Consider the following 25,501-nt stretch of genomic DNA (forward strand, 5'->3'; position numbering starts at 1 on the left):
CGCCCCGCCGGTCGGGGGGGCTTTGGTGGGCCCCGCGCCCGGGGGGTGCGGGGCGGTGGGGGTACGCTTGTCGGGGGCGGGCGGGGGACAACCCCCCGGCCCGCCCCCTTCATGCGTACCGCTGGTCAGCTGCCCTTGACCGTGACCGGCTCGTCGTTCTTGAGCTGCTCCACGAGCTTCTTGACCTCGGCCTTGTCCCAGATCAGGTTGCCGTTGACGCTCTGGCCCGAGAGCGGGATGTTCATCGACTTGCCCTCGCCGCCGGTGACGCCCTTCATCGCGAAGAACATGTTGCCGAGCGACCAGAGGGACATGTCCTTGTCCACGATCAGCGTGTCCAGGCCCGCACCCATCGTCGGGTACAGCTTGAACGGGTTGAGGATCGTCGACGGGGTCGCCGTCTGGGAGGCCAGGGCCGCGAGGAACTTCTGCTGGTTCTTCGTGCGGTCCAGGTCGCTGCCCGCGAAGGCGTACCGGGTCCGGACGAAGGCGAGGGACTGCTCGCCGTTCAGCGTCTGCTTGCCGGCCTGGAAGTCGGCGCCGGACTTCTTGTCCTTGAAGGCCTTGGGGATGTCCAGCTCCACCCCGCCGATCGCGTCCACGATCTTGGCGAAGCCGCCGAAGCCGATCTCGACGTAGTGGTCGATGCGCAGCCCGGTGTTGAACTCGACCGTGCGGACCAGCAGCTCCGGGCCGTCCTCGGCGTACGCGGCGTTCAGCTTCGTCGTGCGGCCGGTGCCCTCGAACTTCTTGCCCGACTCGGAGCCGACGAACGAGGGGATCTCGACGTTCGAGTCACGGGGCAGGGAGATCAGCGTCGGGCCGTTGGAGCCGTCGTGCAGGATCATCATCGAGTCGGTCCGCTTGCCTTCGGCGGAACCGGTGTGCAGCTTCTTCTTGTCCTCGGCCGTCATGCCCTCACGGCTGTCGGAACCGACGATGAGGTAGTTCGTACCGTCGCCCTCGGAGGGGCGGTCGATGACCTTGGACAGGTCGACCTCGCGCTTGAGCTTCCCGTCGGCCCAGAAGTACGTGCCGACGGAGACGGCCAGCACCACGACGACCAGGGTCAGCACACCGACCTTGAGGCGCCGGCCCCAGTTCGGGGCGGGGCGGGGCTGGACGTAGCCGCCGTCGCCGTAACCGCCTCCGCCGCCGTGACCGCCGCCGCCCCGGCCGCCGCCCTGGCCACCGCCGTAGACCTGGCCCGTGTTGTAACCGCTGTCGTAGCCGGGCGCCTCGCCGTAGCCGTCGTACCCCTGGCCCTGCTGCGGCGGGATGCGCGGCGGGGACTGGGGGGCCGCGGGGCGCCGCCGGACGTGCGGCATGGCACGGGCGCCCTCGGGCTGCGGGCTCGCACTGCCCCGCCCGTAGCGGTCGTCGGGTCGGCCGTTCCGTCCTTCGGGCCATTCGCTCATGCCGACCAGTGTGCCGTCTCGACCTGTGCCTCTTACAGGGTGTACCGGGGATCGGGTCACGGCTGTTGCGAAGCTGATGCAATGCGACCGGGGTCAAGCCCCCGCATAAGGTGGACGGCATGACAGACCAGCCGCAGCCGCCGGAGGACGACGTTCCGGCGAAGCCGACCTCGGCGTCCCGGACCACCCTCAGCCACATCATGACCGGTAACGACACCAATCTCCTGGGTACGGTGCACGGCGGCGTGATCATGAAGCTGGTCGACGACGCGGCGGGGGCGGTCGCGGGCCGGCACTCCGGCGGCCCGGCCGTGACGGCCTCGATGGACGAGATGGTCTTCCTGGAGCCGGTCCGGGTCGGTGACCTGGTGCACGTCCGTGCCCAGGTGAACTGGACGGGCCGCTCCTCGATGGAGGTCGGCGTCCGCGTCATGGCCGAGCGGTGGAACGAGTCCACCCCCGCCCAGCAGGTCGGCAGCGCCTATCTGGTGTTCGCGGCGGTCGACGGGGAGGGCAAGCCGCGGCGCGTTCCGCAGGTGACGCCGGAGACGGAGCGCGACAAGCGGCGCTACCAGGAGGCGCAGATCCGGCGCACGCACCGCCTCGCCCGGCGGCGCGCGATCAAGGAACTGCGGGAGCGGCGCACCGCCGAGGGAATCGGCGACTGAGGACGGAGCCCGGCGCACGCCGTCGTACGGGGGCCGCGGGCTCCCGGGGGCCGCGCCCCGTACGCCGGGCGGGGGCTCACACGGCGTGCGGGGGAGTGCGCCCCGCGGCCGTTCTCGCACGGTCGCGTGGCGCGCTCCCCGGGGACCCGGTCACGGGCAGACCACCTGGTCGCCCGTGACGGTGCCGAACTCGCCGCGCTGCGGGTCCTCCGCCTTGACCCGCTTCACCTTGGTGAAGTCCGTGCCCGCCGTGACCTTCATGGTGCCGCCCTGGCCCTTGACCGCCTTGAGCTCGCAGCCGGGCAGCGCGGTGGCCAGGGACTTGGCCGACCGGTCCCAGCGCGGGTCGTAGGAGACCAGCGTCCGCTGGAGCTCACCGGCCCCGTCGCCCAGCGGGGAGCGGGTGGTGTTGAAGCCGGTGCCGCGCAGTGCCGCGTCGACCTCCTGGCCGAGCCCGTCCTTGGACGTCCCGTTGTAGACCTGCACCCGGATCTGCTCCGGGGCCACATCGACGAGCGTCGCCTCGGGCTGCTTCGGCACGTGCGGGGCGAGCGGCCGGTCCTCGCGCAGGGCGGTGAACATCTTCTTCGACTTCTCCGCGTCCCACTTCACGGTGGAGCCGATGCCCTTGACCTGGATGCCCTTCTCCTCGAGGGGCACCGAGGCGAACTCGGACGAGGACGGGGTGAAGCCGCGCATGGCCGTGCCGAGCTCCAGCAGCTGTTCGGTGCCGAAGCCCTTGTCGGCGCGGACCGATTCGAGCATCGAGGAGGCGACCTCCTGGAACTTCACCGGGTTCATCAGCACGCCGCTGCTGGTCGTCTGCTTGATCAGCGCGGCCATGAACTTCTGCTGCCGCTGCATCCGGCCCAGGTCGGCCGCCCCGTCGAGGTGCCGGGAGCGTACGTACTGGAGTGCCTGGCCGCCGTCCAGCCGGTGGGTGCCCGGGGTCAGGTCGAGGCCGGTGTACGCGTCCTTGAGCGGCTTGGCCGTGCAGATCTCCACCCCGCCCAGGGTGTCGACCGTCTTCATGAAGCTGGTGAAGTCGACCTCCATGTAGTGGTCGATCTTGACGCCCGTCATCTCCTCGACCGTCCGCACCGTGAGGTGCGGGCCGCCCTCGGCGTACGCGGCGTTCAGCTTCACCGGGTGGGAGGAGTGCTTCTCGCCGGTGGTGCCGTCGGTGTGGTCCGGGAGCTCCGCGTAGCTGTCGCGCGGCAGGCTGACCACACTGGCGCGCTGCTTGTCGGCCGAGACGTGGACGAGCATCAGGGTGTCGGTGCAGTGGCAGGGTGCGCCGCCCAGCTTGTACTTCTTCTTCTCCGCCGGGGTGATCTTGTCCCGGCCGTCGGTGCCGACGAGCAGGAAGTTCATGCCGTTGCCGCCCGCGGGGCGGTTCTTCATGTCCTTGAAGGGGTCGACCCGGTCGATCCCGGTCTCCAGACCGCTCACCACGGCATGGCCGATCCCGCCGGCGCCGAGCACCAGCACGGACAGCCCGGTGATGATGCGCATGCCCCATCGGGGCGGCGGCTTCCGCTTCCCGGCCCTGCTCCGCCCGGCCGGTCTGCCACCGGGCTGCCGAGCGGGCCGGCGCTGTGGAGGAGCGGTGCGGGGGTGCGGTGGACGGGGCGAACGGTGCGGCGTGGGCACGAGGGACACCTCCGCGCGAGCGAGTGGGACTTTCGCACGTTAGGCCCATACGATCTGCAGACCGGGACGAGACCGGGCGGCGCGCGCCACTGTCCCCCGTTCGCGGTAACGTGGCGGCCGAATCACGCCGCCTCCTGGGGTGCGAAATCCCCCGGAACCACGGCACCCCCGAGGACTCCCCGAGGACCACATGTCTGCCGCGCAGTACCCCGCCGTCTCCGTGATCATGCCGGTGCTCAACGAGGAACGCCATCTCAGGAACTCGGTCCGGCACATCCTGGAGCAGGAGTACGCCGGTGAGATGGAGGTGGTGATCGCCCTCGGTCCGTCCGACGACCGCACCGACGAGATCGCCGCCGAGCTGGTCCGGGAGGACGCACGGGTCCATACGGTCCCCAATCCGACCGGCCGCACCCCTGCCGCGCTCAACGCGGCGATCAAGGCGTCGCATCACCCGATCGTGGTACGCGTGGACGGCCACGGCATGCTCTCGCCGAACTACATCGCGACGGCCGTGCGGCTCCTGGAGGAGACCGGCGCGCAGAACGTGGGCGGCATCATGCACGCCGAGGGCGAGAACGCCTGGGAGGACGCGGTCGCCGCCGCGATGACGTCGAAGATCGGTGTCGGCAACGCCGCCTTCCACACCGGCGGCGAGGCGGGCCCCGCCGAGACCGTGTACCTCGGGGTCTTCCGCCGCGAGGCGCTGGAGCGGGCCGACGGCTACAACGTGGAGTTCGTCCGCGCCCAGGACTGGGAGCTGAACTTCCGCATCCGCGAGGCGGGCGGCCTGATCTGGTTCTCCCCGGAGCTGAAGGTCCAGTACCGCCCGCGGCCCAGCATCCGCGCCCTCTCCAAGCAGTACAAGGAGTACGGCCGCTGGCGCCACGTCGTGGCCCGCTACCACTCCGGCTCGATCAACCTGCGCTACCTGGCCCCGCCGACCGCCGTCTGCGCGATCGCGGCCGGCATCGTCGTGGGCGCCGCCCTCACCCCGTGGGCGTTCGTCGTGCCGGCCGGTTACGCCGCGGCGATCACTCTCGGATCTCTGCCCGCCGGGAAGGGCCTGCCGCTGAAGGCGCGGGCGCAGATCCCGGTGGCGCTGGCCACCATGCACATGTCCTGGGGATACGGCTTCCTGACCAGCCCGCGCGCCCTGGCGAAGAAGGTCATCGCCAGCCGCCGTCCGGCCGTCCGGGAGCAGGCGGCCTGACCGCGCCCCCGGACCCCCGGCACGACGGGAGGGGCCCCGCTGGTGACACCGGCGGGGCCCCTCCCGTCGGTGTCACCAGGTGTAGTTCGGGTTGACGTGCATGCACGCCTTCTCGTCGGCGCCGTTGAGCGCACCCGCGGACTCGGGCGTCTTCTCCTCGGCGGCCTTCGCCGGGTAGGCGCCGTCCTCGCGCCAGTCGGCACCCACCGCCAGCACGATGCCCGAGGCGTCGGTCGACTTCTTGACCTGGGAGAGCGGGATCCCGAGCGCCTTGGCGGCCGACTGGGCGTCGCCCTCCAGATCCGCGCTCGGGTAGAGGATCCCGGTGGCGGCCGCCGGTTCGACGTCCTGGGAGTCGACGCCGGCCCGGGTGAAGCCCGCGTCCGCCAGCAGCTCCTTGACCGCGTTCGCCCGGCCCTGGGCGGGACCCTGGGTGTCCGTCGCCGAGGCGTTGCGCACGGTGATCGCGATCTCGTCCGCCGGGGCGGAGGCGTCCTTGACGACCGGGGTCTTGCGCTTGGAGGCCTTGCCGTCCAGCGGGATGTCCTCCCGGACCATCCGGAACAGCTGCTCCGCCTCGCCGGGCTTGGGGAGCACCCGGCCGTCCAGCGCGCCCGTCCCGTAGACGTTCGGCATGGTCGTCATGGTGATGCGGTCCGTCGGAGCCTTCTTGAGCTCCTCCGCCAGGTCGTACAGCTTCTTGACCGTGTCGAGCCCCTTGTCGACGGTCAGCGCGTTCGTGGCCGCCTCGGCGAGGTCCATCAGCTTCCCGGGGTCGGTGAGCTTGGTGCCCTTGCGCAGCTCACGGACCATCGAGTTCAGGTACTGGTGCTGGGCCTTCGCGCGACCCAGGTCGGTGTTGTCCTCGAAGCCGTACCGGGTGCGCAGCCACTGCAGGGCCTGCTCGCCCTTGACGGCGGTGGTGCCCTCCTCCAGCTTCAGCCCGGAGCCCTTGCCGTCGCTGCTGTGCGAGTACACGTTGGCGTCGACGCAGACCGGCACGCCGCCGACCGCGTCCGCCATCGAGACCACACCCGCGAAGTCGATCATCATGAAGTGGTCGATCGTGATGCCGGTCAGTTCGTACCAGGCGGCCACGGTGCAGCCGGGGCCGCCGCGGCCCAGGCTCTCGTTGGTCTGGACGGGCACCGTGCCGGCCTGGTACACGTCGCCCGTGTCCGGGTCGGTGCACTTGGGCATCGTGAGCATCGTGTCGCGCGGCATGCTCACCACGGAGATGTTGCTCCGGTCCGCGGAGAGGTGGAGCAGCATCTGCACGTCGGCGAGCGGGGGGCTGCCGAAGGTCTCCTTGGCCCCGCCGAGCTTCTGGTTCTCCTTGGAGTCCCGTGCGTCGGAGCCGATGATCAGGATGTTCAGAGGGGTCTGCCCGGCGGAGTTGGCCTTGTGGTCGGCCATCTGCTTGTCGCCGAGGGTCAGGTCCTCTTTCTTGATGTTGCCGTTCAGGTGGCGGTAGTAGAGGTAACCGGCTGCGCCGGTGCCGAGTATCAGCAGGGCGAGGACCGACGCCGTCCAGCGCAGTACGCGCCGCTTGCCTCCCCTGGCCGGCCGGGGGGCCCGCCGGTCGGGACTCGCCGCGCGGGATCCGGCCCCCGGCGGGGCGGTGTGCTCCCGGCGACCGCGGCCGTCCCGTGGGGCGGCACGCTCGCCCGGTGAAGCGTCTCCGCCGTCGCCCCGCGGACCGTCGTGCCGTCCGCGCGGCCGTGTGTCCTTCCCGCGCATGTTGCTTCGTCCCACCAGGGTCCCCCTGCTCCTATGAATGCCGCTGTGGCGCGAGGACCCGTCGTCACTTCGCGCGTACCGCCTTGTCGGCGTCGGTCCTCTGCATGTCCTCCGGCGCCGTTGCCGGATCCGCGACGGGGACCCCCGCCCCTCCGAAGTCCGCTGCCGGGGCCGTCGCCCGAAGGCCGTCGGCGCCGGTCGTGGTCAGCGGGATGTGCGAGCGCATCACGACGAACGGCCGTCCCGCTCTCCGCGGCTCCACGCCCACGGTGACCGGTGCCGGCCCGGTCGTGACCGGCTCCGGGACGAAGGTCAGGTTCTTCGTGTCGTCGACCGTGCCGGGTTCCCGTGGGAGCGAAGGGCGGTCGAAGCGGCCCCGCGCGTCCGGGCGACCGCCGTGCTTCCGTGGGCCGGGAGGCCCGGACGGCTCTTCTCCGGAGCGGTCCGGTTCTTTTCCGGAGTGGTCCGGTCGCACTTCGTGTCGGCCGGTCGGCGGTCCGGTGCACCCCTTGGTCGGCGGGATCTGTCTCGTCCGCCCGTCCACGGCTGTGCCCGTCCACGGTTTCCTGAATCCTCCGTCGGTGCCACGCGGAACGCCTCCCCCTGCCAGGCACCCGGTCGCTCGGTCCGGCCGTGCGCCGCCTGCTGGCCGCGAGCACCGGATCGCGTCACACTATCCGGCCGAATCCGCCACAGGGGACGCGCGTGACCCATGCCACGCTCCTTACAACCGGGCATTCCGTCCGATTGCCGTCCATGGTGCGGCCCTTGTTCTACGAGCCGCACGGATCGTCCGCCGCGCTCGAGCCCGAATAGGTGGGCGTGGGGGTCGGGCTCCCGCTCGCCTCGCCGGGCTGCCGGCCGGACGGGTCCTTCTCGGAGCTGTGATCCGCCTGTGCGTCACCTGAGTCGATCGTGTCGGCCGGGACCACGGTGACGGGCTCGTCCTCGCGCAACTGCGCGAACAGCTGGTCCGCTTCCGGCTGCACGAGCTCGTCGCGGTTCGGGTCGGCCCGGTAGGCGGTCCTGGGCACGGTCAGGAACTGCACCTTCTCGGTGGGCACGTTCCGCATCCCGCGCACCAGGTCGTACAGGTCCCGCAGCGAGTCCAGGCCGGGGTCCGTGGTGAGCGACTTGGTCGCGGCGTCCAGCACCGGGTAGAGCCGCGTCGGGTTCAGCAGCACCCCGTTGCTCTGCATCTTGTTGACCAGGGCCCCCAGGAACTTCTGCTGGCGGTCCATGCGTTCGGTGTCGCTGCCGTCACCGATCGACTTGCGGGCCCGGACGTAGCCCAGGGCCTGTTCCCCGTCGAGCTCCTGGCGACCCGCGGGGAGCTTGAGGTGGGCGTCGTCGTCGTCGACCGGCTCCTTGAGGCAGACCTCGACCCCGTCCACGGCGTCGACCATGTCCTTGAAGCCGTTGAAGTCCACGACCATGTGGTGGTCGACGCGGATGCCGGTCATCTTCTCGACCGTACGGATCGTGCAGGCCGTTCCGCCGAGCTCGAAGGCCGAGTTGAACTGGGCGAACCGCTTGTTCGTGGTCTTGCCTTCGCCCGTGTGGCAGCTGGGGATCTCGGCCATCAGGTCGCGCGGGATCGACACGGCGGTCGCGCTCCTGCGGTCGGCCGCGAGGTGCAGCAGGATCGTGGTGTCCGAGCGCTGGCTCCCGCCGTCGTCCCGCCCGTACGCGCGGTTGTCGCCGGAGCGGGTGTCGGAGCCGATGAGCAGGATGTTCTGGGCGTTCCGCGCGATCGGCAGCGGCCGGTCCTTCTCGTACGCCTTCAGCTCGGCCGCGGCGCTCGTGTCCGTCGTGATGTTGCCGTCGAGCTTCTTGTACAGCCACCAGCCCACACCGGCGGCGACCAGGACGAGGAACGAGGCGCCGAGCGCGGTCCAGCGGAGCCAGTGGCGTCGGTCGTGGCCCGGCCCGCGCTCGGGCCGCGCACCCCAGGCACCCGCCGCGGATCCGCCGGCGTCCTCGCTCGTGGCCGCGCCGTCGGACGTGGAGGTGGGGGAGTCGCCGGCGTTCTCGCTGGTGGCCGCGCCGGTCGTGGGGGCGTCGGCCGTGGGGGTGTCGCCGTCGCTCCCGCTCGTGGCCGCGCCGCCGGTCCCGTCGGTGGGGGAGCCGCTGCCGTCCTCGCTCGTCCCCGTCCCGCCGGGCTCGGCCGTGGGGGTGTCGCCGTCGCTCCCGCCCGGTCCCGCACCACCGGTCCCGCCGGTGGGGGTGTCGGGCGTCCCGGTGGACGTGTCGTCCTTCCGCGGGGCAGGACCGGACGCGTCCCGCGACCCCTCGGCCGGCTCGCCCCCGGCCGGGTGGTCCGGGCGGTCCGGTTCGGCCGGGGTGCCGGGGCTGTCGCTCACGTCTGCGTCCATCCTTCACGTTCGGCGGCGCGAGGGGCCGCCGGTCGCAGAAGTAGACGGCTGAACCTCACGCTTGGTTGTGCATCGGGGCGGCCTTCTCGACGGTGCCCCGTACCGCCTCGATCATGTACCGCCGCCGGTGCTCAGTCCCGGGGGCTCGTCCCGCCCTGGGCCGGACGAGTGGCCCTCGGCGCGTTTGTCATACCGCGGTGCCGGTGATCCGCTCGCTCTCGACCCGCTTGGCCAGCCCGTCTGCGTCCAACCGGTCCAGGTGGCGGCACAGCACGACGGAGGCCCCCGCCGCCAGCGGTGCGAAGAGCCCGGCGGACAGCCCCTCCCAGGTGTCGTACGTACGGCCCGTCAGCAGCCGTGCGCCCGGGCCGAGTCCCAGCTCCGCCGCGTCCGCGCGGGCCCGCGCGACCACCTGGTCGGCCGTCAGCTCAGCGCCGCCCACGGTCAGCGCGGGGGCCGCCGGGTCCACCGGGGCGTACGGCGCGAAGCGGTCGCCCTGTCCCGGCACCTCCACCGCGTAGTCCGCGAACCCCTCGGGAGGCTGCGGGAAGCGCCCGCCCAGCGGGCGCAGGGCCAGGGCGATCCGCTCGCCCCGGCAGGCGCGCGCCCGGTCGAGGGTGTCCGGCCCGCTGACCACGAGATCCGCACCGGCCGGGTCTCCCGCCACCTCGGCGACGACCCCCACCGACGAGCAGGCGAGCAGCCAGACCGCCGACTGCCAGTGGGCGGGGAGCAGCAGGGCCAGCCGGTCGCCCGGCTCGGCGGCCAGGTCGCCCTGGAGCAGATTGGCGGTCTTCGCCACCCAATTGGCGAAGGTGGCCACCGACAGTTCGACGCGCTCTCCGGTTGCGTCGTCGTAGAGGGTGACGAGAGGGCGGCCGGGATCCGCGGCGAGAGCGGATCGCAGCAGGTCGGCAGGGGTGCGATCACTGGCGTTCATCCGCGCAAGGGTACGCGGCGGGTGCCGCGCCGGGGGCTGTGGCGGGTGCCCCGTACACCGATCGGCAGACGGTGCGTCAACTTGTGGTGTCTTCACTCCAGTAGACGGGAATGTCTGACTCTGACAAGTATTTTCTTTATGCGTGCACTTCTTGCAACCTCCATCGGCGTCACCTGCGCGACGGCCCTCACCCTCCCGCTCGCCGCGCCCGCCCCCGCCGCCGCCCCTGCCCCCGTCCGGGCCCCGGTCGCCCAGGCGCCCGCGGCCGTCCCCGCCGAACCCGCGGGTTCGACCCAGTCACTGCCCCTGCGGGCCCTCCCCGACGCGACCCAGCGGTCCGGCGGGGAACCCACCGAGTCCCTGCACCCCGACGCCGCGCAGGGGCTCCTGCGCGGCGACGCCCATCGCTTCTCCCTCGTCGGTGTCGTCTGGGACGACGCCGACACCGAGCTGCACGGCACCGTCCAGATCCGCACCCGTGCGACCGGTACCACCCGGTGGTCCGGCTGGCAGTCCCTGGAGACCCACAACACCGACCACGCCGCCGACGCGGGCAGCCCCGAGCGTGAGTCGGGCACGGTGCGCGGCTCCACGGCCCCTCTCTGGGTCGGCGACTCGGACGGCGTCGAGGTGCGCGTCCACTCCGAGAGCGCCGGACCCCGGAGCGGTGCCCCGGACAGCGCGCCGCTGCCCGCCGGCCTCCGGGTGGAGCTCGTCGACCCGGGCGCCGACCCGCAGCGGCCGGGCGCCGAGGCGCCCTCCGCCACCGGCGCCCCGGCCGCGGTCACCCCGACGGCGGCTACCCCGACGGCGGCCACGGCGAGGCCCGCCGACGCACCCGCCACGGCGAGCGCGGCGGCCGTCACGGCTGCTGCGACGACGGCCGGTGCGAGTGCGGTGGCCGCCACGTCGAGTGCGACGACCGCCGGTGCGACGACGAGCGCCACGACCGCCTCGGTGGCACAGCCGGGCGCGCTCCCGGACTCCGCGGGCCTGACCACGGCAGCGGCCGAGAGCTCCGCCGTCAACGCCGACCTCGCGCCGCTCGGAGCGACCGAGATCCCCGCCCTGAGCAAGGCGGAGTCCGCGGAACAGGCGGTCGTCGCGCCGGGCGCCAAGCCGTTCGTGGGTCCGCGTCCGGGGATCATCACCCGCAAGGGGTGGGGCGCCGACGAGAGCCTGCGCGAGAAGGCCTTCGCCTACACCTCGACCGTCAAGGCCGCCTTCATCCACCACAGCGCCACCGGCAACAACTACACCTGCGCCCAGGCGCCCTCCGTCCTGCGCAGTATCTACCGCTACCACGTCAAGAGCAGCGGCTGGCGCGACTTCGGCTACAACTTCGCCGTCGACAAGTGCGGAAACATCTACGAAGGCCGGGCCGGCGGCGTGACGAAGGCGGTCCTCGGCGCCCACACCCTCGGCTTCAACACCAACAGCATGGGCATCGCGGTGCTCGGCTCGTACGACTCGAAGAACCCGCCCGCCGCCGCCGTCACCGCGATCGCGAAGCTCACCGCCTGGAAGCTCGGTCTGTTCGGCCGCAATCCGAAGGGCAAGGTCACGCTTGTCTCGGGCGGCGGCGGTAAGTACAAGAAGGGTGCGAAGGTCAAACTCAACGTCATCTCCGGGCACCGCGACGGCTTCGCAACCGAATGCCCCGGAATCCGTCTCTACAAGAAGCTCGGCACTGCCCGGACCAGTTCGGCGAAGCTGCAGGGCCGCTGACCGGGAGGCTCCGAACGGTCTGCATACACTGGCCAGCCGAAACGAGGCCCGGCCCCAGCAGGAAGCAGAGACAGTGCTGTGACAGAGGCAAGAGAAGCGATCCTCCTGGTCGGTGGCAAGGGCACCCGGCTGCGTCCGCTCACGGTGCACACCCCGAAGCCGATGGTCCCGGCGGCGGGGGTGCCGTTCCTCACGCACCAGCTGGCGCGTGCCAGGGCCGCCGGGGTGGAGCACATCGTGCTCGCGACGTCCTACCTCGCGGAGGTGTTCGAGCCGTACTTCGGTGACGGCTCGTCGCTCGGCCTCTCCATCGAGTACGTCACCGAGGAGGAACCCCTCGGTACCGGCGGTGCCATCCGGAACGTGGCGTCGCGACTGGCCTCGGGCCCGGACGAGCCGGTCATCGTGTTCAACGGTGACATCCTGACCGGACTCGACATCCGGGCCCTGGTCGCGGCGCACGCCACCTCCGGGGCCGACGTCTCCCTGCACCTGACCAGGGTGGAGGACCCGCGCGCGTTCGGCCTCGTACCGACGGACGCCACGGGCCGGGTGACGGCCTTCCTGGAGAAGCCGCAGACACCCGAGGAGATAGTCACCGACCAGATCAACGCGGGCGCGTACGTCTTCCGCCGATCGGTCATCGACACGATCCCCGCGGACCGGCCGGTCTCCGTGGAACGGGAGACCTTCCCCGGGCTCCTCGCCTCCGGAGCCCATCTCCAGGGCATGGTGGACTCCACCTACTGGCTGGACCTCGGCACTCCGCAGGCGTTCGTCCGCGGCTCGGCCGACCTGGTGCTCGGCCGCGCGCCGTCCCCCGCGGTTCCCGGCCGCTGCGGCGACCGGCTGGTCCTGCCCACCGCCTCCGTCGCCGCGGACGCCAAGCTCACCGGCGGCACCGTCGTCGGCGCGGGCGCACTGATCGGCGAGGGCGCCAGGATCACGGGCTCCACCGTGCTGGACGGCGCAGTCGTCGAACCCGGCGCGGTGATCACCGACTCGCTGATCGGCGCCGGCGCCCGGATCGGCAGCCGGTCCGTCCTGCACGGTGCGGTGATCGGCGACGGCGCCCGGGTCGGCGCCGACAACGAACTGCGCGACGGCATCCGGATCTGGTGCGGCGCGGTCCTGCCGGACGCCTCGGTCCGCTTCTCGTCCGACCAGTGAACGGGCACGGGCCGCCGGGACGGTCGTCGCCGTAGCCGTCGCATCGGCCGGGACGTTCCTCCCGCCGTGAGCCGTGAGCCGTGAGCCGTGAGCCGTGAGCCGTGAGCCGTGAGCCGGGGGCTGGGTCAGGAGCGCCGGCAGCGTCCGCCGGTGTGTGCCCCCTCGACCGGTGGGGGCGTGCGACGGGACGGGCGTGACCGGATCTGCCGGGCCGGTGCGATCGGGTGTGCGGCGCGGCGGGATCGGGTCCGCCGGGCCGGCACGGGTACCCCTCCGGCCGGTGGGCGGGTCGCGTCGGCCTTACCCTCGATAGGCACCCCGACGACAGAGGCCCGAGGACCACCCGTGGCAGGACGCTTCGTACCCCGCACCACCGCCGTGCCCCGGCAGGCACCGGCGGTCACGGACGCGTCCGGCGGCTCACGGACCCGGACCTGGACCCCGCCGGGACCGCTCGACCTGCGGCTGGTCCTCAGCCCGCTGCGGCGCGGCCCGGCCGATCCCACCTACCGCGCACTGCCCGACGGGACCTTCTGGCGGACGACCCGCACCCCGGCCGGCCCCGGCACCCTCCGCGTCTCGGCGTCCCAGGACGGAACGGTCTCGGCGCAGGCATGGGGCCCGGGCGCGCCGTGGCTCCTCGACCGTCTCCCGGCGCTGCTGGGCGCGGACGACTCCCCGGACGACTTCCGTCCCCGCCACCGGCTGCTCGCCCTGACCCGGCACCGGCGGCCCGGCCTGCGGCTGCTGCGCACCGGGCTGGTCATGGAGTCCCTGATCCCGTCGATCCTGGAACAGAAGGTCACCACCGACGAGGCGTACCGGGCCTGGCGGCTGCTGGTCCGCACCTACGGCACCCCGGCCCCCGGCCCCTCCGACGAGGCGTTCGGCGCGTACGGCCTGTACGTCATGCCCGACGCCAGGACCTGGTCGCTCGTCCCGTCCTGGGAATGGCACCGCGCGGGTGTGGACTCCAAGCGCTCCGCCACGATCCTCCGCGCGGTCCGGGTGGCCCGGCGCATGGAGGAGGCGGCGGCCATGGAGCTCCCCGAGGCGATGGCCAGGCTCCAGCTGATCCCGGGCATCGGCCCCTGGACCGCGGCGGAGACCCTCCAGCGGTCGAACGGCGCGGCCGACGCGGTCACCGTCGGGGACCTCCACCTGCCGGGGATCGTCGGCCACGCGCTCGCGGACAACCGGAACGCCGACGACGAGGAGATGCTGGCACTCCTCGCCCCGTACGCGGGCCAGCGCCACCGCGCGACCCGCCTGATCATGCTCTCGGGCCGCACCCCGGCCCGCCGGGCCCCCAGGATGACGCCGGGCGACATCGCCCGGCTGTAGAGACCCGGCCGCCGGGCCCGCCTGCGGGCGCCCGGCCGCGGACGCCCCGGGGGACACCGCGACGGCCCGCGCAGGTCCGCCCCGCGTTCACCGGTCGGGCCTCGGCGCAGGTCCGCCCCGCGTTCACCGGTCCGGTCACGGCGCAGGTCCGCCCCGGAGCACGGTCCTTCCCGCGCTCACCGGTCCGTCCCGCGTCCCACCGGCCCGGTCTCAGCGCACGGTGAGGAACGCCTCGGGGGCGCGGGCGGGCCGCGGCGGCGGGGTGCCCTTCGGGTGCCCCACGGCCACCGCACCCAGCGGATCCCAGCTGTCCGGCAGGTCCAGCACCTCGCGGACCACGGGCCGGCAGAACATCGTCGAGGACACCCACGCCGAGCCGAGCCGCTCACCCGCCAGCGCCACCAGGAAGTTCTGCACCCCGGCACCCGCCGCGACCACGAACATCTCGCGTTCCGCGCTGTCCCGGCGCTCGTCCCCGTAGGTGTGCGAGCCGTCCGTCACGAGGCACGGCACCGCCAGATACGGGGCGTTGCGCAGGACGTCGCCGCGTCGCACCCGCTTCGCCACGGACTCCTCGCTGCGGCCGTCCCGCCGCAGATCCGCGATCCACGCGTCGCGCATGGCGTCCAGCAGCCGGGTCCTGGCGGCCTCGGACTCCAGCAGGACGAACCGCCAGGGCGTCGTGTGATGGGGCGCGGGGGCCGTGACGGCCGCCGCGACCGCGCGCCGCACCGCTCCCGGGTCGACCGGCTCGTCGGTGAACTCCCGCACCGTGCGCCGGAGGTTCAGCGCCTCCCGCACCGCCTCGGACGTGCCCAGCCGGAACATGTCGTCGGCCGCGACCCGCACCATGGCCCGGGCACCGCCGTCCTCGGACGTGGTGCCGGGGTCCGCCACCACGTGCGGCAGACCGCGCACCACCGCGACCGGCAGCCCGGACGCCTTGCCCTTCACGAGGTCACCGGCCGAGGCCAGCTCGTCCGCCGTGGCCACGACGGTGGCGCTCAGCGGATTGCCGTGCCCGTCGGTGCCGCCCCGCAGATCGTCCAGCACCCTGACGCCGGCGGCCCCGATCGCCACGTCGGTCAGACCGTTGCGCCAGGGACGGCCGAAGGTGTCCGTGACGACCACGCCGACCTCGACCCCGAGCGCGTCCCGCAGACCGTCCCGGACGGCCCGGGCCGAGGCGTCCGGGTCCTCGGGCAGCAGCAGCACCGTGCCCGCCGGAGTGTTCGAGGCGTCGACCCCGGCGGCGGCCATGACGAGCCCCTGCCGGTTCTCCACGATCCTGAGCGTGCCCCGCCGTGCGACCACCCGGACGGTCTCGGCGTCGATCGCCGCCTCCCGGTCGGTGGCCCGGACGATCCGGCCCTCGGCCTTGGAGACGATCTTCGAGGTGACCAGCAGGACGTCGCCGTCGGCCAGGCCCGGTTCCGTCGCGGCGATCAGCTTCGCCAGGTCGTCGCCCTCCCGGACCTCCGGCATCCCGGGCAGGGCCCACACCCGGTACGAGGGTGCCCGGTCGCCGGTGCCGCCGCTCATACCCGTACCTCCTCGGCCAGCGCCAGGGCCTGACGGGCCATCTCCGCCGTGGCGTCCAGGTCCGTCATCATCAGCGGGACGGCGCGGCAGCGGATCCCCGCCGCCTCGACCTCGTCGACCGCTCCGGCGTCCACGGTGTCGACGAGCCAGCCGTCGAGCAGCCCGGAACCGTAGTGCCGGGCGACGGCCGCGGCGGTGGACTCGACGCCGACCGCGGCCAGCACCTTGTCCGCCATGCCCCGCACCGGCGCGTCACCGACGATGGGGGAGAGCCCGACGACGGGCACCCCGGCCTCGGCGATCGCCTCCCGGACCCCGGGCACGGCGAGGATGGTCCCCACGGAGACCACCGGGTTGGACGGCGGGAAGACGATGACGTCCGCCTCGGAGACGGCCTCCAGCACACCGGGCGCGGGCTCGGCCCGCTCCGCGCCGACGGGCACGATCGCCTGCGCGGGCACGGAGGCGCGCAGCTTCACCCAGTACTCCTGGAAGTGGACGGCCTTGCTCTCGCCGTCGACGTCCACCGCCACGTGCGTCTCGACGCGGTCGTCGGACATCGGGATCAGCCGGACCCCCGGCTTCCAGCGCGCGCAGAGCGCCTCGGTGACCGCGCTCAGCGGATAACCGGCGCCGAGCATCTGCGTACGGACGATGTGGGTGGCGAAGTCACGGTCGCCGAGGCCGAACCACTCCGGCCCCACGCCGTACGCCGCGAGCTCGTCCTTGACCCGGAAGCTCTCGTCGGCACGGCCCCAGCCCTGCTCCTCGTCGATGCCACCGCCGAGGGTGTACATCACGGTGTCGAGATCGGGGCAGACCTTCAGTCCGAACAGATGGATGTCGTCGCCGGTGTTGCCGATCACCGTGATGTCCGCGTCGGGCGCGGCCTGTTTGAGGCCGCGCAGGAAACGAGCACCACCGATACCGCCGGCCAGAACCACAATGCGCATGCCCACCAGTCTGTCAGGCGGAGCCTGATCCTTGTCGGGGGTGGTGGCGGGCGACGGGTGGGCTGTCAGGCGGAGCCTGGTCCTTGTCGGGGGTGGTGGCGGGTGACGGGTGGGCTGTCAGGCGGAGCCTGGTCCTTGTGGGGGCGGTGGCGGGCGACGGGTGATCAGGCCGGTACGGCGTTCTGCGCGGCCGGAGCGCACTGTGCCGCGTGCATCGGCATGTCCGTCAGGCCGGGGAAGTACACGTGCAGGCTGACCGCGGGCTCCAGGGAGTCGTTGACGACCTCGTGGACGTAGCCGGGGGCGAAGACCCGCTGGGCACCGGGGGCCAGGGACCGCGCACCGCGCGCCGTGTGTTCGGTCAGCTCGCCGTCCAGGACCGTGAGCACGCCGGAGGACGGGCCGTGGTCGTGGCGTCCGCTGCCCTGGCCCGGGACCCAGCTCAGCAGCCACACCTCGTAGCCGGGTCCCTGCTGGAGCCGGTGGTACCAGCGGGTGGTGGTGTCGAAGCGGACGAGCGGCGCCCACCGGCCGCGGTCGGCGGCGATGGAGCGGGCGAGTCCGACGAACTCGGACACGGTGGAGGGGTGCGGGCGGGCCGGCTGGAGGAGGTGCTGGACCTCGAGGATGTCGCCGGCGATGGAGAGGTCGCTGTCGCTGTTCATGGATGCGGTGGTTCCTCGGCATGTGGATGCGCGTGCGTGGGGGTGTCGCGAAGACCGGAATGCGGTGGGGAAGAGCTGGATCAGAGCTGGAGCGCGAGGGCTTCAACAGCTGTGACAGCTGGAACAGCAACAGCGGGCCTGGACAGCGGTACGGAACCCACGGAGGTGGGTCGTCGCCGTCACTGAGGTCGCCTGCATGAAACCAAGCAGAGCGGCCCGGGAGGCGGTCTGTCAACTCAATAGCCGGTTTGGCGGCAATGTTTCACCCCATCCGGTCGCAGGGGATACAGAAAGGTTTTACCTGCCGTCCGAGCGGCAAGATGGCGCATCGGGCGTCTGTCCACACGCGGCTGAGGGTCCGTGATCCCTCTGTGATCTTGGTCGCTTCAGTGATCGAATCGCAACATCGGCTCGGCTCCGCTCGTCTCACAGGACGGGACGCAGCGGGTTCCGGCGCCTGGGGCATATGTCAGGTTTTTGGCATTTTGGACACTTTACGCATACGCTTGGTTCCGCAGAGTGAATCCCGAGGCCAATAGCAGATCTTCGCTTGACTGGCCCGAAGCTACACACTTGTAATTTCACTCGTGTCGTTCGGCCGCGTCGATCACGGCCGCATCACGGGGACGCAAGAGACGGACGAGGGGCGCACATGACCGAGCTGTTCCAGCAACTGCTGGTCGACGACGCGGACGAAGAGCTCGGCTGGCAGGAGCGCGCGCTGTGCGCCCAGACCGACCCCGAGTCCTTCTTTCCTGAGAAGGGCGGCTCCACCCGCGAGGCCAAGAAGGTCTGCCTCGCCTGTGAGGTCCGCTCCGAATGCCTCGAATACGCCCTCAACAACGACGAACGGTTCGGGATCTGGGGCGGCCTCTCCGAGCGTGAGCGGCGGCGCCTGAAGAAGGCGGCCATCTGACGCCGAGCGACGACGCGAGACCCCCGGTGGCCTGGGGGCCACACCCTGTACGCAGGGCGCGGCCCCCAGGCCACCGGCATGTCCGGCCATCTCAGGCATCTCCGGCGGCCCCCCGTTCCCGCCGGTCAACCGCTCGGCGCGGGGCGGACATCCGTACCGTTAGTGTGGGGCCCCGTCCGAGAGACGCGCCAACGCCCCGCCGGGGCGCGCGTGTACACCGATGCAGCCCCCGGGGGAACCCCCTCCGGACCCGGCCGGAGGGCCCGAACCCCGATGTCCGTGCACAGCCACACGGCGGCGCCGAACGCGGCCGCCGCCGCCCCCGAGTTCCCCCGGCACGTCGTCACCGCCGTGCTCGTCTCCCACGACGGAGCACGCTGGCTGCCCCACGTGCTCGGCGGACTGCTCGGGCAGGAGCGCCCCGTCCAGAACGCCGTCGCCGCCGACACCGGCAGCGCCGACGACTCCGCCCGCCTGGTGGCCGAGGCGCTCGGCGACGAGCACGTCCTCCACCTGGCACGGCGCACGAGCTTCGGCACCGCCGTCGACGAGGCCGTCCGCACGGCAGGCGTCCTGACCCCCGAGGACCTGCCCTACCTGAAGCGCCCCAGCGGCTGGGACCCGGTCACCCGCACCTGGCGGGACGACGCCTACGACCTGCCGGAGCTCCCGCACGGCGAACCCGTCCAGTGGCTCTGGCTGCTGCACGACGACAGCGCCCCCGAGCCGGACGCGCTCGCCGAGATGCTCCGCGTCGTCGACAACGACCGGCACGCGGTGATCGTCGGCCCCAAGCTCCGCGGCTGGTACGACCGCAAGCAGCTCCTGGAAGTCGGCGTCTCCATCGCGAACAGCGGACGCCGCTGGACCGGACTGGACCGCCGGGAGCAGGACCAGGGCCAGCACGACCAGGTGCGTACGGTGCTCTCCGTCTCGTCCGCGGGCATGCTGGTGCGCCGCGACGTCTGGGAGGAGCTCGGCGGGTTCGACCGCAGGCTCCCTCTGATGCGCGACGACGTGGACCTCTGCTGGCGTGCCCACATGGCCGGCCACCGGGTGCTCGTCGCCCCCGACGCCGTCCTCCGGCACGCCGAGGCGTCCGCCAGGGAACGGCGCCCCATCGACTGCGCCGGACGGTCCGTCGCCAGCCCGCACCGGGTCGACAAGGCCGGCGCCGTCTACACGATGCTGGTCAACGCCCGCGGCAAGCAGCTCCCGTGGGCCCTGCTCCGCCTCCTCGTCGGCACCCTGCTCCGCACCCTCGCCTACCTCGTCGGCAAGGTGCCGGGACAGGCGCTCGACGAGGTCGCCGGGCTCTTCGGCACCCTGCTGCGCCCCGGGCGGATCATCGCCGCCCGCCGTGCGCGCGGCAAGGGAGAGGTGGACGCGGCCGACCTGAGGTCGCTCTTCCCGCCGCCCGGGGCGACGGTCCGCGCCACCGTCGAGCAGGTGGCGGGCAACTTCGGCAACCGCGCCGAATCCGAAGCCGGTGGTTCCCGGCACGGGGCGGTCGAGTCGGGCCCGGGCGGTGACGACGCCGACTTCCTGGAGGTCGAACAGTTCGCCCGGCTCAAGAAGGTCGGGCGCAAGCCCGGTCCCGTGCTCTTCGCCCTCCTCCTTCTCGTCTCCCTGGTCGCCTGCCGCGGACTGCTCGGCGGCGGCGCCCTCGCGGGCGGCGCGCTGCTGCCCGCCCCCGCCGACGTCTCCGACCTCTGGGGGCGCTACGCGGACGGCTGGCACACGGTCGGTACGGGCGGCACCCAGTCCGCACCGCCCTACCTCGGGGTGCTCGCCGCCCTGTCCGCGCTGTTCCTCGGCTCCACGGGCTTCGCGCTGACCCTCCTGCTGGTCTGCTCGGTCCCGCTCGCCGGCCTCACCGCGTACTTCGCCTCCCGGCCGCTGATCGAGTCCCGGCTGCTGCGGGCCTGGGCGAGCGTCGCGTACGCCTTCCTGCCCGCCGCCACCGGAGCGCTCGCCACCGGACGGGTCGGCACCGCGGTGCTGGCCGTCCTGCTGCCGCTGATCGCCCGCGCCGCCGTCGCCGCGCACGGGCTGCGGGGCGACGGCTCCACGGCACGCGGCAGCTGGCGCGCGACCTGGGCGTACACCCTCCTGCTCACCTTCACGACCGCCTTCACCCCGGTGGTCTGGCCGCTCGCGGTGGTCCTGGGCATCGGGGTGCTCGTGCTGCGGCGGCGCGACGCCGCCGCCTACGGACTGCGCTTCCTGGCCACCGCCGGGACCCCGATCCTGGTCCTCGCACCCTGGTCGCTGTCCCTGCTGGCCGAGCCGTCCGGCTTCCTGAAGGAGGCCGGACTCGACCTCGGCACGGGCACCGCGTCCGCACTCGACCTGCTCGCCATCAGCCCCGGCGGCCCCAAGGCGGCGGGCGGCGTCCTGCTGCTGGGCATCGTGCTGGCGGCGCTGGCCGCGCTCCTGCGCGGGGAGCGGCAGTTCGCGATCCGCACCGCCTGGGTCGTGGTGCTGGTCTCGCTGCTCTTCGCCGCGCTCTCCAACGGCTCCACCTGGGCGGGACCCGCCACCCTCGTCTACGGCATCGCGCTGCTGACCGCCGCACTGCTCGGGGCCGACGGCGCCCGGGTCCGGGTCGCCGCGCTGAGCTTCGGCTGGCGCCAGCCGGTCGCCGCGCTGATCGCCCTGGCCGCCGGGCTCGCGCCCGTCCTGGCCGCGGCGGGCTGGATGATCGGCGGCGCGGCCGGACCGGTCGAACGCCGCGACCCCGTCCAGGTGCCCGCGTTCGTCGCGGAGGAGAGCAGCACCCGTGACCAGGCGCGCACCCTGGTCCTCGGGGGCACCTCGCCTGCCGCCGTCTCCTACAGCCTCGTCCGCGGCTCCGGCGCCCGGCTGGGCGACGCCGAGCTGACCGAGGCGGGCGGCAGCAACAGCCACCTCGACAAGGTCGTCGCCAACCTGGTCGCGGGCTCCGGCGCCGACCAGGGGAGCCAGCTCAGCGGCTTCGCGATCCGCTACGTCCTCGTGCGCGACGGGGCACCCCGGCAGATGAGCCGGGTCCTGGACTCGACCCCGGGCCTGAGCCGGCTCAGCCAGCTGGACGGGAGCGCCCTGTGGCGGGTCGACCGCCAGGTCTCCCGGCTCGCGATCGTGCCCTCCGGCAAGGGCGCCGAGCCGGTGCCCGTCGGCTCGCTGCCCGTCGAGGCGCACACGAAGATCCCGGAAGGCGACACGGGCCGCGTGCTGCGCGTCGCCGACGCCGCCGACCCGGGCTGGCAGGCCACGCTCAACGGCCGGGCGCTGACCCCGAAGACGGTGGACGGCTGGGCGCAGGGCTTCGACCTGCCCTCCGAGGGCGGCACCCTGGACCTGACGTACGAGGCCCCCCTCACCCACACCGCGTGGGTCTGGACGCAGGTGGCCCTCGGCATCGTCCTCGTGGTCCTGGCCCTGCCGGGCCGCCGCCGGGACGTCGACGACGACCTGCCCGAGGAGACCGAGGCCGTTCCGGCGGAACCGGTCGCCGGGGAGGGGCGCCGGGCCCGCAGGCTGCGTGCGGCCGCCCAGGCCGAGGCCGCCGCGACGGGCGAGGACCCCACGGCTCCGGCGGACGGCACGGCACCCGGGTACGACGAGGCCGCTCCCGGCACCCCTGAGCAGGCACCGGGGCAGTACGTCCCGGCGCAGCAGAACACCGACCCCTACGCGGTCCCGGCCGACCAGGACGGCACCGCCTCGTACGCGGCGATCCCCGCCGACCAGGACGGCACCGCCACCTATGCGGCGGTCCCGGCGGACCAGGACGGCACCGGCACCTATGCGGCGGTCCCGGCGGACCAGGACGGCACCGGCACCTACGCCGCGGTGCCGCAGCAGAACTACGGGGAGTGGGACGCCCAGCAGTACCAGGGCGCCGACTACACCGCGTACCAGGGCGGGCAGTACTACCAGGATCCCTACGAGCAGGACCCGTACCAGCAGCAGGCCGCCTACGACCCGTACGGCTACGCCCAGCAGCAGCCCTACGCCACGGGGCCGGGCGAAGCGGCCCCGTACGACGGGCGTGACGGGTACGACGAGAACACGACCCCGGGCCAGGGCCCATGGCCGAACGGCAACGGCAACGGCAACGGCAACGCATCGCGAGGCGAGTCCGAGTGAAGTCCACCCCCCTGTCCCTCATCGCGGGCGTCGTCGCCCTCGCCGCCGTCACCGGTTTCGCCGCGCTCAACGCGCCCGGCGACGAGGGTGTGACGGAGGCGAAGGCGGCCGCCCGGCTCCCCGTCGAGCGCTCCAGCCTCCTCTGCCCGGCGCCGAGCACCTCCGATCTGGCGGAGACGACGTACACCTCCTTCACCCCGGCGGGGGAGGGCGGCGGGGAGGCCGGTGCGGCCGAGCTGACGCCTGCCGAGGCCCTTCCCGCGGACGAGGACGCGCCGGCCGACGACGCGGACAAGACCGACGGCAAGGACGGCGACAAGGCGGACGGCGCCGACCGGGAGAAGACCGCGGACGCCAAGCCCGTCCTCTCGCTCAAGGACCTCGGGAAGCCGTCCACCGCCGACACCTCCAAGTCCGACGCCCCCGCGCTGATCGGCACCGCCACCGGCGGGTTCGCCCCCGGCTGGGCCGCGCAGCAGACCACGGTGACCTCCGCGGGCGGGGCCCGCGGCCTGCTCGGTGTCAGCTGCACCGCCCCCGACACGGACTTCTGGTTCCCCGGTGCGAGCACCGGGGCGTCCCGCCAGGACTACGTCCACCTGACCAACCCCGACGACACCGCCGCCGTCGCCGACATCGAGCTGTACGGCGCCGAGGGCGCCCTCAAGTCCGATGTCGGGGAGGGCATCACCGTCCCGGCGAGGTCCAGCGTCCCCCTGCTGCTCTCGACGCTGACCGACGAGGCCGCCGAGAACCTGACCGTCCACGTCACCACCCGGTCGGGGCGCGTCGGCGCGGTCGTGAGCGCGGCCGCGGACGGGGTGGGCAGCGACTGGCTGGCCGCCTCCGACGACCCGGCGAGCACCCAGATCATGCCGGGCATCCCGGCCGACGCCACCTCCGTGCGCCTGGTCGCCTTCGCGCCCGGGGAGGACGACGCCGATGTGAAGGTGCAGCTCATGGGCAAGAACGCGACGTTCTCCCCGGCCGGGAACGCCACCCTGCACATCAAGTCCCGGATGACCGCGAGTGTCGACCTGAAGGACGTCACGCGGGGCGAGCCCGGTTCGCTCCGGCTGACCCCCGTCGGCGGCAGCACCACTCCGGTGGTCGCCGCGCTGCGCGTGGTGCGCGGCACCGGCGCCAAGCAGGAGATCGCGTTCATCCCGGCCACCGGCCCGGTGGGCGAACGCGCGACGGTCGCCGACAACCGGGCGAAGGGCTCGGTGCTCTCCCTGACCGCCCCGGGCGAGACGGCCGAGGTCAAGGTCACGGCCTCGGCGGGCAGCGGGGGCGGCGAGGCCACCGTCAAGACGTACACGGTCAAGGGCGGTACGACCCTCCAGGTCGATCCCGAGGTTCCGGCCGGTCTCAAGGGCGGCTACGCCCTGACGGTGCAGACGGAGTCGGGCGGACCGGTGCACGCCGCCCGCACCCTGACGCTGCAGGAGAGCGGGGTCGACATGTTCACCGTGCAGACCCTGCCGGACGACGGCGGCACGGTCGAGGTGCCCGCCGCGGAGCAGGACCTCAAGGTCCTGGACGACTGACGACGGACGACGGACGGCTGACGACGGACGGCTGATGCCCGAGGTCGGCGCGCTGCGGGTGGCTCAGTCCTGCCCGTAGCGCGGGTCGACCGAGTCGGGGGAGAGGCCCAGCAGCTCCGCCACCTGCTCCACCACGACCTCGTGCACCAGCAGTGCGCGCTCGTCGCGGCTCTTGGTGCGGATCTCGACGGGCCGCCGGTAGACGACGATCTGTGCCGGCCGCCCCTTCGCGGCGGGCAGCGCGCGGCCCAGCGGCACAGTGTCCTCCAGCGCGTCCGGCACGTCGAGGACCAGGAAGTCGACGTCCGCCAGCTGCGGCCAGCGCCGCTCCAGCCGCTCCACCGAGTCCTGGACGAGGTCGCGGAAGCTCTCGGACCTGCTCACGGACAGCGGTACCTGGGGCGGCGCGACCGGGCCGCGCATACCGCGGCCGTGGCGGTCACGGCGGCGGGGCCGGGGCTCGGGCGGGTGGGGCGGTACGGGACTGTCCATCACCGACGCAGCGTAACCCTCCCCGGGGCGGGACGATCACGACTGCGCGTACGGCCCGCCGGATGACCCGGGCTGAACATTCGGGCCAGGAATGTGTGCCCTTTCGGTCCTTGCTCCGATCGAGACCCCTTCGCCCGGTGACCACCGATGTTCTTCCCGGTGCCCGCGACCGGCCCCGCAGGGCCTGCGCACACCGACTGCCGTGCAGGTCACAGCGGTTGCACGACGGGTCCGTGCGGACCGGTCCGCGGGGCGACACGAGGGGGTGAGCTGGGGAGAGTCGTCGCAGCCCGCTCAAGAGTGCGGTACCGTCCAACATCGTGAGCCCTGTACGTCGCTGTTCGCGCACCGCGTGCGGCCGTCCCGCCGTCGCGACACTGACGTACGTCTATGCCGACTCGACCGCGGTCCTCGGCCCGCTCGCCACCTACGCCGAGCCCCACTGCTACGACCTCTGTGCCGAGCACGGTGAGCGGCTCACCGCGCCGCGCGGCTGGGAGGTCGTCCGGCTCTCCGACCCCTCGGCTCCCACCCGTCCCAGCGGTGACGACCTCGAAGCGCTGGCCAACGCCGTGCGTGAGGCGGCCCGTCCGCAGGACCGCCCGCAGGGTGGCCGGGGACCGCGGGCGGCGGACCCGGTGGAGGTCGCGCGCCGCGGTCATCTCAGGGTGCTGCGTTCCCCGGAGTCCTGACACCTCTTCTCGGGGCAGGGTGCTGCGCTGCCCGGATTCCTGACGCCCCTTCTCCGTCCAGGGTGCTGCGCTGCCCGGGGTTCTGACGTGCCTTCTCGGATCAGGTCCTGCGCCCCGGAGTCCTGACACCCCTTCTCCGATCAGGGCCCTGCGTTCCCCGGGTCCTGGCACCCACTCCGTTTCGCCCGTCCCGCTCGTCGCACCCGTCCCGTCCGGCCGGGGGAAGTTTTCCGGTGCGGAGCATTGACGGCGGCTTGTCGCGGACACGACCATTCCCCCACCCGTGAGAGATCGCTTCCGCATCACGG

At 73.0% G+C, this 25,501-nt stretch carries 18 protein-coding genes; 9 read left to right on the forward strand and 9 right to left on the reverse strand.

Annotation, left to right across the window (positions count from 1 at the left end):
* Positions 1–125: 125 nt before the first annotated feature.
* Complete coding sequence (locus tag ABZ172_RS27080) at positions 126–1,418, reverse strand: LCP family protein (RefSeq protein ID WP_356887439.1); 1,293 nt, start codon at positions 1,416–1,418, stop codon at positions 126–128.
* Positions 1,419–1,537: 119 nt separating this feature from the next.
* Here ABZ172_RS27080 and ABZ172_RS27085 point away from each other — a divergent pair, with 119 nt between their 5' ends.
* Positions 1,538–2,086, forward strand: a complete 549-nt coding sequence (locus tag ABZ172_RS27085; protein ID WP_356887441.1) for an acyl-CoA thioesterase — start codon at positions 1,538–1,540, stop codon at positions 2,084–2,086.
* Positions 2,087–2,236: 150 nt separating this feature from the next.
* Here the strand turns inward: ABZ172_RS27085 and ABZ172_RS27090 are convergent, their stop codons facing one another.
* A complete protein-coding gene (locus ABZ172_RS27090; RefSeq protein ID WP_356887443.1) occupies positions 2,237–3,601 on the reverse strand; it encodes an LCP family protein in 1,365 nt (454 codons plus the stop codon).
* Positions 3,602–3,929: 328 nt separating this feature from the next.
* Between ABZ172_RS27090 and ABZ172_RS27095 the strand changes: the two genes are divergently transcribed.
* Positions 3,930–4,952, forward strand: coding sequence for a glycosyltransferase family 2 protein (locus ABZ172_RS27095; protein ID WP_356887445.1), 1,023 nt, complete (start codon positions 3,930–3,932; stop codon positions 4,950–4,952).
* A gap of 72 nt (positions 4,953–5,024) precedes the next feature.
* Here the strand turns inward: ABZ172_RS27095 and ABZ172_RS27100 are convergent, their stop codons facing one another.
* The 3 genes from ABZ172_RS27100 to ABZ172_RS27110 form a co-directional block, all read right to left on the reverse strand.
* The gene (locus ABZ172_RS27100; RefSeq protein ID WP_356887447.1) at positions 5,025–6,707 is read right to left on the reverse strand and encodes an LCP family protein; all 1,683 of its coding nucleotides are present in this window, start codon (positions 6,705–6,707) and stop codon (positions 5,025–5,027) included.
* A 758-nt stretch (positions 6,708–7,465) separates the two neighbouring features.
* On the reverse strand, positions 7,466–9,067 hold the full coding sequence (locus tag ABZ172_RS27105; RefSeq protein WP_356887449.1) for an LCP family protein: 1,602 nt from the start codon (positions 9,065–9,067) through the stop codon (positions 7,466–7,468).
* A gap of 187 nt (positions 9,068–9,254) precedes the next feature.
* Positions 9,255–10,007 (reverse strand): TIGR03089 family protein, encoded by a 753-nt coding sequence (locus tag ABZ172_RS27110; RefSeq protein WP_356887451.1) that lies wholly within the window; start codon positions 10,005–10,007, stop codon positions 9,255–9,257.
* A 138-nt stretch (positions 10,008–10,145) separates the two neighbouring features.
* Here ABZ172_RS27110 and ABZ172_RS27115 point away from each other — a divergent pair, with 138 nt between their 5' ends.
* From ABZ172_RS27115 to ABZ172_RS27125, 3 genes are all read left to right on the forward strand, one after another.
* Positions 10,146–11,735 carry a peptidoglycan recognition protein gene (locus tag ABZ172_RS27115; RefSeq protein ID WP_356887453.1) on the forward strand — a complete coding sequence of 530 codons (1,590 nt, stop codon included), beginning with the start codon at positions 10,146–10,148 and terminating at the stop codon, positions 11,733–11,735.
* 78 nt (positions 11,736–11,813) lie between these two features.
* On the forward strand, positions 11,814–12,905 hold the full coding sequence (locus ABZ172_RS27120; RefSeq protein ID WP_356887455.1) for an NDP-sugar synthase: 1,092 nt from the start codon (positions 11,814–11,816) through the stop codon (positions 12,903–12,905).
* Between the two features lie 378 nt (positions 12,906–13,283).
* Entirely contained in the window at positions 13,284–14,249 is a 966-nt protein-coding gene (locus ABZ172_RS27125; RefSeq protein ID WP_356887491.1) for a DNA-3-methyladenine glycosylase 2 family protein, read from the forward strand.
* Between the two features lie 210 nt (positions 14,250–14,459).
* On the opposite strand, the gene ABZ172_RS27130 is transcribed toward ABZ172_RS27125, so the two are convergent.
* The 3 genes from ABZ172_RS27130 to ABZ172_RS27140 all read right to left on the reverse strand — a co-directional run bounded on the left by ABZ172_RS27130 (position 14,460) and on the right by ABZ172_RS27140 (position 17,409).
* A complete protein-coding gene (locus tag ABZ172_RS27130; RefSeq protein WP_356887457.1) occupies positions 14,460–15,791 on the reverse strand; it encodes a coenzyme F420-0:L-glutamate ligase in 1,332 nt (443 codons plus the stop codon).
* Complete coding sequence (cofD, locus tag ABZ172_RS27135; protein WP_356887459.1) at positions 15,788–16,744, reverse strand: 2-phospho-L-lactate transferase; 957 nt, start codon at positions 16,742–16,744, stop codon at positions 15,788–15,790. Before cofD ends, ABZ172_RS27130 begins: the two co-directional genes overlap by 4 nt.
* A 164-nt stretch (positions 16,745–16,908) precedes the next feature.
* Entirely contained in the window at positions 16,909–17,409 is a 501-nt protein-coding gene (locus ABZ172_RS27140; RefSeq protein ID WP_356887461.1) for a cysteine dioxygenase family protein, read from the reverse strand.
* A gap of 652 nt (positions 17,410–18,061) precedes the next feature.
* Here ABZ172_RS27140 and ABZ172_RS27145 point away from each other — a divergent pair.
* The 3 genes from ABZ172_RS27145 to ABZ172_RS27155 all read left to right on the forward strand — a co-directional run bounded on the left by ABZ172_RS27145 (position 18,062) and on the right by ABZ172_RS27155 (position 24,009).
* Positions 18,062–18,325, forward strand: coding sequence for a WhiB family transcriptional regulator (locus ABZ172_RS27145; protein WP_014155908.1), 264 nt, complete (start codon positions 18,062–18,064; stop codon positions 18,323–18,325).
* A gap of 273 nt (positions 18,326–18,598) precedes the next feature.
* A complete protein-coding gene (locus tag ABZ172_RS27150; RefSeq protein WP_356887463.1) occupies positions 18,599–22,459 on the forward strand; it encodes a glycosyltransferase in 3,861 nt (1,286 codons plus the stop codon).
* A complete protein-coding gene (locus ABZ172_RS27155; protein WP_356887465.1) occupies positions 22,456–24,009 on the forward strand; it encodes a DUF5719 family protein in 1,554 nt (517 codons plus the stop codon). The genes ABZ172_RS27150 and ABZ172_RS27155 overlap by 4 nt, the downstream gene beginning before the upstream one ends.
* Before the next feature lie 63 nt (positions 24,010–24,072).
* On the opposite strand, the gene ABZ172_RS27160 is transcribed toward ABZ172_RS27155, so the two are convergent.
* Complete coding sequence (locus tag ABZ172_RS27160) at positions 24,073–24,501, reverse strand: metallopeptidase family protein (protein ID WP_356887467.1); 429 nt, start codon at positions 24,499–24,501, stop codon at positions 24,073–24,075.
* A 320-nt stretch (positions 24,502–24,821) separates the two neighbouring features.
* On the opposite strand from ABZ172_RS27160, the gene ABZ172_RS27165 reads away from it, so the two are divergent.
* Positions 24,822–25,193 carry a DUF3499 domain-containing protein gene (locus ABZ172_RS27165; RefSeq protein WP_356887469.1) on the forward strand — a complete coding sequence of 124 codons (372 nt, stop codon included), beginning with the start codon at positions 24,822–24,824 and terminating at the stop codon, positions 25,191–25,193.
* Positions 25,194–25,501: the final 308 nt, after the last annotated feature.

Source organism: Streptomyces sp. NPDC006296 (assembly GCF_040613235.1).
In the GTDB taxonomy this organism is placed as follows: Bacteria; Actinomycetota; Actinomycetes; order Streptomycetales; family Streptomycetaceae; genus Streptomyces.

Bases quoted from the DNA above. Each gene is read 5' to 3' on its own strand.
- ABZ172_RS27080 (WP_356887439.1), bottom strand. From the start codon at position 1,418: ATGAGCGAATGGCCCGAAGGACGGAACGGCCGACCCGACGACCGCTAC.
- ABZ172_RS27085 (WP_356887441.1), top strand. From the start codon at position 1,538: ATGACAGACCAGCCGCAGCCGCCGGAGGACGACGTTCCGGCGAAGCCG.
- ABZ172_RS27090 (WP_356887443.1), bottom strand. From the start codon at position 3,601: ATGCGCATCATCACCGGGCTGTCCGTGCTGGTGCTCGGCGCCGGCGGG.
- ABZ172_RS27095 (WP_356887445.1), top strand. From the start codon at position 3,930: ATGTCTGCCGCGCAGTACCCCGCCGTCTCCGTGATCATGCCGGTGCTC.
- ABZ172_RS27105 (WP_356887449.1), bottom strand. From the start codon at position 9,067: ATGGACGCAGACGTGAGCGACAGCCCCGGCACCCCGGCCGAACCGGAC.
- ABZ172_RS27110 (WP_356887451.1), bottom strand. From the start codon at position 10,007: ATGAACGCCAGTGATCGCACCCCTGCCGACCTGCTGCGATCCGCTCTC.
- ABZ172_RS27115 (WP_356887453.1), top strand. From the start codon at position 10,146: ATGCGTGCACTTCTTGCAACCTCCATCGGCGTCACCTGCGCGACGGCC.
- ABZ172_RS27130 (WP_356887457.1), bottom strand. From the start codon at position 15,791: ATGAGCGGCGGCACCGGCGACCGGGCACCCTCGTACCGGGTGTGGGCC.
- cofD (WP_356887459.1), bottom strand. From the start codon at position 16,744: ATGCGCATTGTGGTTCTGGCCGGCGGTATCGGTGGTGCTCGTTTCCTG.
- ABZ172_RS27140 (WP_356887461.1), bottom strand. From the start codon at position 17,409: ATGAACAGCGACAGCGACCTCTCCATCGCCGGCGACATCCTCGAGGTC.
- ABZ172_RS27145 (WP_014155908.1), top strand. From the start codon at position 18,062: ATGACCGAGCTGTTCCAGCAACTGCTGGTCGACGACGCGGACGAAGAG.
- ABZ172_RS27150 (WP_356887463.1), top strand. From the start codon at position 18,599: ATGTCCGTGCACAGCCACACGGCGGCGCCGAACGCGGCCGCCGCCGCC.
- ABZ172_RS27160 (WP_356887467.1), bottom strand. From the start codon at position 24,501: ATGGACAGTCCCGTACCGCCCCACCCGCCCGAGCCCCGGCCCCGCCGC.